This is a genomic window from Bacteroides sp. AM32-11AC, from assembly GCF_003603515.1.
GTDB classification, from domain to species: domain Bacteria; phylum Bacteroidota; class Bacteroidia; order Bacteroidales; family Bacteroidaceae; genus Bacteroides; species Bacteroides uniformis.
Map to the genome: position 1 here is coordinate 1 of NZ_QTNH01000028.1, position 7,870 is coordinate 7,870.

Genomic DNA, 7,870 nt, shown 5'->3' on the forward strand with positions numbered 1-7,870 from the left:
ATTAAGTTCTTCGAGAACTTCGCCGGAAGGAAGACCCCAACAATAGTTAAGAAGTATCTATTAATTTGACTTTAAAAGATTGTTTTGAGATTTTATACTATGAAAAGTTGTATATATATAAAAAATGAGAACAGTAGAAATAGAGTATCTATTTTCTGCTGCTCTCATTAGAGTAATAAGCTATTTAGTAAGTTTTGTAATTTAGCCTTTTCTTATTTTTATCCACCTTTTATCTGTTTCTGTTCTATAAATTAAGAAGAAAGGAGGGGATAAATAAGGAAGAAAGGAATTTCTACCAAAAAAGTAGTCCGTTCTTATTTCATAATGTGGTTTATTAATTCTTCCGGTGAAAGAGGTGTGATACCAAAAATATAGCTTTGACCAGACTGAAATGGTTCAGTCAGTTCAAAGTTCTCATAAGCGATACCACCAGGTATCGGAGATTTACTTGCCCAATAAGTATAACGACCGTTCACAACTCCTTCTAACTCATTACTTGGATTGGAACAATACCAATATTGCGTTGCTTTTTTACCAGTATATTTCCAATGTGTATGTGTATCTTCAGCATATACAGCTTTTGTAGGGTCTTTCTCATCAGGTGACGCTATAAACCATACACCTCCATTTTTATCTTTTATCATTTCTGCCACTGGAGTATGGTTATGTTCTGTGAAATTAGAATCTTTATAGCTCGGCCATAATTGGCCGGCTTCTTTCGTTTTACCATCTGCGAGATGTAATGTCCTAAGTCTTGCTTTGTTTCCCATAGTAGCTGTGAGTATAAAACGATTTAGCTCATCTGAGTCTTCCGCAGTATACGTAGTCAGTTCAAACTCATAAGGCTTTCCTTCTGTGAATTTAGTCCGGACATAGACATTCGCACCATTATCAAAAGTTTCACAAAAGAAATACACAGTAAGTGTTTCAACTCCATTTTCCTTTGCTATTACTCCGTGAGCTGGATAATACTGATCTGGAAATGAGGGAGCTTCAGGAGTATTCCCACTCCAAAAACGTTTTCCACGAACATTATCGAGTTGACTCCATTCCAGTTCTGAGAGCCCCCTATTATTTTTTGCTTTATCAATTGGTTCAAAAGCAATGAAATTGGTAACAACAAATTCATCATGTTCTAAATAAGGTGTATAGATACGAATTAGTCCACGCGGACCTCCTAATGGAGCAATTCCTATTCGGATACCATTTGCAAATCCCCAAATGGGTTGTGCTTTTGTATTTTGAGCAGGTTGTAACCATATTCCATTTTTTTCCGGAGTTGCTAAAGTTTCCGGGGCTATTTGTAGGTTAGTCTGTCCATAAAGGTAGTGTATTCCGCATGCAAAGAATAAAAGTGTAAATAGAATCTTGGTTTTCATGATTTTAAAAGTTTAAAATTAATTTTTATGTGTCGTTTATGGTAGTTCATATCGTTTTTAGCATGATTTGGTACTGCAAATATAAAATGTTATAACGAATTAGCAAAATAATTTGTAGATTTAATTTTTATGTTTATATTTGCATCGTGAGAATACGATAAGTGCTACTGATTCAAGAGGTAACCTAAAAGTATAATACTATTATATAGCAAAAACGTTACACAAATATATGTCGTCACTAAAAAAAATATCGCTGAAGGATATTGCTGAAGCTGCAGGCGTTTCAACAGCATTGGTTTCGTTCGTTTTGAATGGGAAGAAGAAAGAGTATCGCGTGGGAGAAGAGACCGCCCAACGCATATTGAAGATTGCCAATGAAATGAACTACCAGCCTAATCTTGCGGCCAAAAGTCTTCGTAGTGGCAAAACAAAGACAATAGGATTAGTGGTTTCTGATATTTCCAACCCGTTTTTTTCTCAATTGGCACGTGTATTGGAAGATGAAGCAACCAAACGGGGATATACTGTACTTTTTGGAAGTTCAGATGAGGATAAGGACAAGATGAATCGTGTTGTCAGTAATCTTATTAATAAAGGTGTAGATGGACTCATCATTGTTCCTTGTGATAATTCTGAAAAGTCCATTGCTTCATTGGTGAACAATAATATTCCGATCGTTCTATTTGACCGTTATTTTCCTGAACTTAATGTCAGTTATGTAGCGTTGAATAACTTCAATGCTTCCTATATATCAACCAAACATCTTTTGAATGCAGGCTATAACGCTCCTTGTATGGTGGCTTATGATGTCAACCTTATCCATATGAAAGAGCGTATCCGTGGTTATAAAAAGGCTATGGATGAAACCGGTAAGAGAAACTTGGCTAACGTGGTCTTTCTGAAGCAGGATGCTCCCAGAAAGTCGGCAGACCGTTTGTTGCCTAAAATGATTGATGGCGGTGTAGACGCTTTTCTTTTTGCCACCAACATGATTTCATTGGCTTGTTTATATACAATAAAGGACATGGGAGAGGGAATTATTGGTAAAATAGGTTTAGTGGGTTTTGACGGTAATCCGGTATTTGACTTTTTTGATGCCCCTATATCCTATATTCAGCAGCCTATAGATGTTTTAGTACAGAAAGCACTTGAAATACTGATAGATATCATTATTAACGGTAATACAGTGCAGTCTGTGCTTGCTGAGGGAGAATTTATTGAAATGGCTCCTTAGGAGAGCTGTTTTTTTTACATGATAGCTTAATCGATTTAGTTAATTTTTATATTAATCTCAATAAAATCAGTTGAACCATGAGAAATTCAAGATTAATCGGTGGAAAGCCGAAAATTGGTATCAGACCTATTATTGACGGTCGTCGTGGAGGTATCCGTGAGTCATTGGAGGATATGACTATGGCCATGGCCCATAAAGTGGCCGAGCTTTATTCTTCTGTCTTACGTCATAGTGACGGCACTTCCGTAGAGTGCGTCATTGCAGATACAACTATTGGTGGAGTGGCTGAAGCTGCCATGGCGGCTGAAAAATTCCGTAATAGTGGAGTCGGTGTTGTACTTTCTGTAACTCCTTGCTGGTGTTATGGATTCGAAACTATTGATATGGACGGAGAAATGCCAAAAGCCATCTGGGGCTTTAATGGTACAGAACGTCCGGGTGCGGTTTACCTGGCTTCAGCATTGGCAAGCCATACACAGAAGGGATTGCCTACTTTTGGCATTTACGGACGTGATGTACAGGAAGTGACCAATATGGAGATACCGGAAGATGTACAGGAAAAATTGTTGCGTTTTGCCCGTGCAGGTATAGCTGTGGCTACAATGAAGGGGAAATCCTATCTTTCAATCGGCAGTGTATCCATGGGCATTGCAGGCTCTATTCCCAATCCTGATTTCTTCCAAGAGTATTTGGGCATGCGTAATGAGTATGTGGATGCCAGTGAGATAGAACGTCGTGTCCAGTTGGGCATTTATGACCATGAAGAGTTCGCACGTGCCATGGCATGGACAGAAAAGTATTGCAAGAGTAATGAAGGGACAGACTTTAATCCGGAACATCTGGTATATTCCCGTGAAGAGAAAGATGCCCGTTGGGAATACGTGGTAAAAATGACCCTTATTTTCCGTGATATGATGATTGGCAATCCGAAATTGGCTGAAATGGGGTTCAAGGAAGAGTCAATGGGACACAATGCGATTGCCGCGGGTTTCCAGGGACAGCGCCAGTGGACGGATTATAAGCCTGACGGTGATTTTTCAGAAGCTATACTGAATACTTCTTTCGATTGGAACGGTATCCGTGAAGCGTTTACTTTCGCTACGGAAAATGATACGCTGAATTGTACTTCAATGCTCTTCAATCATCTATTGACCAATACTGCACAGATATTTGCGGATGTGCGTACTTATTGGAGTCCGAATGCCATAGAACGGGTAACGGGTAAGAAATTGGAAGGTAAGGCGGCAAACGGTTTCATTCACCTGATCAACTCAGGCTCCTGTACGCTTGATGGGACAGGCTGCCAGACACGTGACAATAAACCGGTAATGAAGCCTTTCTGGGAAATTACGGAAGAGGAAGTGGAAGCTTGTCTTTCTGCGACCAAGTGGCATCCGGCCAGTCGCGAATATATGCGTGGCGGTGGTTATTCTTCCCAGTTCCTGACCCGTGGTGAAATGCCGGTAACAATGTGCCGTCTGAATCTCGTAAAAGGTCAAGGTCCGGTATTACAGATTGCCGAAGGCTGGACAGTAAACTTGGATAAGGATGTCTTCAAGGCCATCAATGAACGTACTGACCGTACATGGCCTTCCACTTTCTTCGCTCCACGTCTGACAGGTAAGGGATATTTCCGTGATGTATATACCGTTATGAATAACTGGGGGGCTAACCATGGCGCTATCAGTTATGGCCATATCGGTGCTGACTTGATTACTCTGGCTTCCATGCTCCGTATCCCGGTATGCATGCACAATGTTTCTGAGGAGGATATTTTCCGTCCCAGTGCATGGACCGCTTTTGGCGAGGATATGGAAGGCAGTGACTATAGGGCTTGCAAGAATTACGGACCTCTCTATAAATAAAGGACACAGGCGTTATGTTGAAATCAACCAAACTGAAAAACACTCTGCTGGCAGGTGCAACTGCAATACTTGTATCATGCGGCGGACAAAAAGAAATCAAGATGGGAAGTTATGCTTATGATGCCCGGTTCTTAAAGGACCACGGCATTGAATATACTGAATTGGTATCTGCTGATGGGAATTCTAAAGTGATGGTTATTCCCGCATGGCAAGGCCGTGTAATGACTACTTCCGCTTCCGGCGATGAGGGTGATAGTTACGGCTGGATTAATTATCGTTTCATAAATGAAGGCAAAGTCAGTTCCCAGTTTAATCCGGTAGGAGGTGAGGAACGCTTCTGGCTTGGTCCGGAAGGTGGTCCGTTCTCACTTTATTTTAAGGGAGGACAAGAGCAGGTTTATGATAATTGGATAGTTCCTCCGGTACTTGATACTGAAGCTTTTGACATAAAGTCACAGGACAGCGGTAGTATCCGTTTTGTGAAAGATACCCGTTTGACAAATGCTTCCGGTACTACTTTTGATATGAATATTGACCGTACTGTATCGTTGATGGATGCCGGTGAAGTGGCTGCCGATTTTAATATCCAGCTTACAAATGATATGAAAATTGTAGCTTACAAGAGCGAGAATAAGATTACCAATACAGGTGACAAGGCATGGACAAAAGAGGGTGGCCTTGTATCCGTATGGATGCTCGGCTGTTTTAATCCTACACCGACCACTACTGTATTCATTCCTTATAAGCAAGATGCGGAAGGAACAATCGTGAATGATGAATATTTCGGTAAGATACCGGCGGATAGGCTGATAAAGGAAAATGGTATTATCTATTTCAAGATTGACGGGCTCTATCGTTCCAAGCTGGGATTGCCGGCTTCACGGGCAACGGATATTTGCGGAAGTTATGATTCATCGAAAGGCGTACTCACAATCCTGTGGTGTAGTCTTCCCGAAACTCCTTCAGTCTACGTAAATGGCCAATGGGGACCTCAGGAAGATCCGTTTGCCGGCGATGTAATCAACTCTTATAATGACGGTCCGGTAGAAGACGGTTCTATAATGGGACCTTTCTATGAAATTGAAACGTCTTCTCCTGGTGCGGAGCTGGCTCCCGGTGCCTCATTGGTCCATACGCAAAAGGTGATTCATATACAGGGTAAGGATGAACAATTGGTTCCTATCGTGCAAGATTTATTTGGAGCAGATTTGAATGTAATAAAAACAAAGTTTCAATAGGGTAACTATATAATGGAGAATTCGTATGGAATCAAATAAAATAATACCGAAAGGAATCCTCTTCCCATTCATTCTGCTCACTACTCTTTTCTTTGCCTGGGCTGTGCCGAATAATCTGACAGATACCATGCTTGCAGCTTTCAAGCGCATCATGAGTATGAGTGATTCAAAAACAGCCTGGATACAGGTAGTGTGCTATTTGTTGGGATATGGATGTTGTGCTGTTCCCGGTGCCTTGTTTATCAAGAAATACACTTATAAATCAGGCGTGATGCTGGGGCTTGGTCTATATGCATTTGGGGCTTTACTGTTCTATCCTGCCATGCTTAGCTCGGGAGTGAATGTTGATTTCAGCTTCTTTATGTATCTGCTGGCAATCTTTGTTCTCTTTGCCGGACTTTCAGTTCTGGAGACGTCTACTAATTCTTATGTATTGGCAATCGGTCCTGAAAGTACCGCGACACGCCGTTTGAATCTGTCTCAGGCCTTCAATCCGTTCGGAGCGATTACGGGAGTGGTGATCAGTCAGATTTTCATCCTCTCACAACTGAATGGAATGACGGCGACAGAGCGTGCCCAACTTCCGGCTGAGGAACTGGCCGCCATCCAGGGGCAGGAATTGAATGCTGTTACTACTGCTTATGTGGTACTTGGTCTGGTGATGTTGGTGCTCTTGCTTGCCATCCGGCTTACCAGAATGCCCAATCTTAGTGAAAAAGGTGAAAAAATAGAGTTTGGTGCCACTCTTCGTCGTCTTATAAAGAATAAGAATTATGTATGGGGTGTAATAGCACAATTTTTCAATATTGGTGCACAGATAGCCGTATGGTCATTCGTAATCCGTTATGCTATGGTACAGCTGAATTTTGACGGTGTATTGGCTTCTTTAGGAGAAGCCGCTTCTGCAGATACTGTTGTAAATGCATTACGGGGAGTGGAACCGGTAGCTGCCGCATTCTATAATTGTTGTGAATGGCTTGGATTGGATGACTTGCTGCCGCGTACGGCAGAACAGGCTGCGGCCACTTACTATATCATGTCGCTCATTCTCTTTGTGACCATGAGGTTTGTATGTACTGCAATGATGAAGTACGTGAAAGCTTATAAACTCTTGATAGGACTTGCGCTTCTTGCTGTAATGTGTTGTTTGGGTGCCATGTTCGGTAAGGGCAGTTTCGGCGTCTATTGCCTGATGGGTATTTCCGGATGTATGTCATTGATGTTCCCGACCATTTATGGTTTTGGTCTTACAGGTTTGGGGGATGATACTAAGATTGGAGGTTCATTCATGGTAATGGCTATTGCCGGTGCTGCCGTTCTGACCCAAATTCAGGGTATTGTTTCCGACCAGACAGGTAGTATTATGGCTGCATATGCTGTACCGGCCGTTGCTTTTGCAGTGATTGCCTATTATGGGTTCTTCATTGCAAGAAAACAAGAGTTAACAACCAAATAATGCTTTAGACTATGGAATCAAACAAGAAATACGTTATTGGTCTTGATTTTGGTACGGATTCTTGTCGTGCACTGGTAGTGGATACATATACTGGCCGTGAAATGGCTACGGGGGTAAGTTTTTACCCCCGTTGGAAAGCGGGGCTTTACTGCGATGCACACAACAATCGCTATCGCCAACATCCATTGGATTATATTGAATCCATGACAGAGGCTGTACATATAGCCTTATCTGATTTGAAGGAAGAAGAGATTGCTTCTATTTGTGGATTATGTTTTGACACAACTGGTAGTACTCCTGCTTTAACTGATAGGGCAGGAATGCCATTAGCTTTATGTCCCGAGTTTGCAGAAGAACCGGATGCTATGTTTATTCTTTGGAAAGATCATACAGCTGTTCGAGAAGCTGAGCAAATCAACGCACTGATTAATAAACGTAACCTTGATTATTTACTTTATGAAGGTGGTACTTATTCATCAGAATGGGTATGGTCAAAGGTTTTACATATTATCAACACAAACGTCGCTATAAAGGATGCTGCTTATGCTTGGGTAGAACACTGTGATTGGATGACTGGATTAGTAACTGGTAACACTATTCCGGAACAGATTTTTCGTAGCCGTTGTGCTGCTGGACATAAAGCAATGTGGCATGCCAGTTGGGGTCTTCCTTCCGGCGAAGTTCTCGAAGAACTTAAT

General features: G+C 41.6%; 5 protein-coding genes and 1 pseudogene. 5 read left to right on the top strand and 1 reads right to left on the bottom strand.

Annotated elements, in window-relative coordinates; all coding sequences use genetic code 11:
* Positions 1 to 314: 314 nt before the first annotated feature.
* Complete coding sequence (locus DW800_RS19265; RefSeq protein ID WP_117681581.1) at positions 315 to 1,379, bottom strand: hypothetical protein; 1,065 nt, start codon at positions 1,377 to 1,379, stop codon at positions 315 to 317.
* A 229-nt stretch (positions 1,380 to 1,608) separates the two neighbouring features.
* Here DW800_RS19265 and DW800_RS19270 point away from each other — a divergent pair, with 229 nt between their 5' ends.
* From DW800_RS19270 to DW800_RS19290, 5 genes and pseudogenes are all read left to right on the top strand, one after another.
* Positions 1,609 to 2,613 (top strand): LacI family DNA-binding transcriptional regulator, encoded by a 1,005-nt coding sequence (locus DW800_RS19270; protein ID WP_117704151.1) that lies wholly within the window; start codon positions 1,609 to 1,611, stop codon positions 2,611 to 2,613.
* A gap of 77 nt (positions 2,614 to 2,690) precedes the next feature.
* Positions 2,691 to 4,478 (top strand): L-fucose isomerase, encoded by a 1,788-nt coding sequence (locus DW800_RS19275; RefSeq protein ID WP_057254363.1) that lies wholly within the window; start codon positions 2,691 to 2,693, stop codon positions 4,476 to 4,478.
* Positions 4,479 to 4,492: 14 nt separating this feature from the next.
* Positions 4,493 to 5,716 (top strand): DUF6786 family protein, encoded by a 1,224-nt coding sequence (locus DW800_RS19280; RefSeq protein WP_117704152.1) that lies wholly within the window; start codon positions 4,493 to 4,495, stop codon positions 5,714 to 5,716.
* A gap of 25 nt (positions 5,717 to 5,741) precedes the next feature.
* Complete coding sequence (fucP, locus tag DW800_RS19285) at positions 5,742 to 7,172, top strand: L-fucose:H+ symporter permease (protein ID WP_117704153.1); 1,431 nt, start codon at positions 5,742 to 5,744, stop codon at positions 7,170 to 7,172.
* 11 nt (positions 7,173 to 7,183) lie between these two features.
* Positions 7,184 to 7,870, top strand: a pseudogene (locus DW800_RS19290) (ribulokinase); the annotation flags it as partial.

Coding starts and splice junctions, on each gene's coding strand:
- DW800_RS19280 (WP_117704152.1), top strand. CDS start 4,493: ATGTTGAAATCAACCAAACTGAAAAACACTCTGCTGGCAGGTGCAACT.
- DW800_RS19265 (WP_117681581.1), bottom strand. CDS start 1,379: ATGAAAACCAAGATTCTATTTACACTTTTATTCTTTGCATGCGGAATA.
- fucP (WP_117704153.1), top strand. CDS start 5,742: ATGGAATCAAATAAAATAATACCGAAAGGAATCCTCTTCCCATTCATT.
- DW800_RS19275 (WP_057254363.1), top strand. CDS start 2,691: ATGAGAAATTCAAGATTAATCGGTGGAAAGCCGAAAATTGGTATCAGA.
- DW800_RS19270 (WP_117704151.1), top strand. CDS start 1,609: ATGTCGTCACTAAAAAAAATATCGCTGAAGGATATTGCTGAAGCTGCA.